The 269-nt window shown below is 71.7% G+C and carries 1 protein-coding gene; it reads left to right on the top strand.

What is annotated here, in order from left to right; genetic code table 11:
• The coding region (locus AOK11_RS41045) for an EF-hand domain-containing protein (RefSeq protein ID WP_478501594.1) at positions 1-269 on the top strand (269 nt) is incomplete at both ends.

The following is a 269-nucleotide window of genomic DNA, read 5'->3' as shown; positions in this document are numbered from 1 at the left end:
GAGGACCTCCTGACCCTGGGATCGCAGCTGCTGTCCAAGTTCGGCGAGCCGGTCACCTCGCCCAAGGGCACCGCGCTGATGGACGGCATGACCCGCTTCTGGGATGCCCTGGTCGCCGCCGCGGACCAGGACGGCGACGAGCGGCTCACCCGCGACGAGTACCGGGACTGCATGACCGGCGCCTTCGTCGAGTCGCCCGAGGGCTTCGACACCTCGTTCCGGCCCCTGGCGGAGGCGGTGTGCGCGCTGCTGGACACCGACGGGGACGG

This window comes from Streptomyces hirsutus (assembly GCF_001418415.1).
GTDB classification, from domain to species: domain Bacteria; phylum Actinomycetota; class Actinomycetes; order Streptomycetales; family Streptomycetaceae; genus Streptomyces; species Streptomyces hirsutus.
This window is presented reverse-complemented; position numbering and strand designations above follow the sequence as displayed.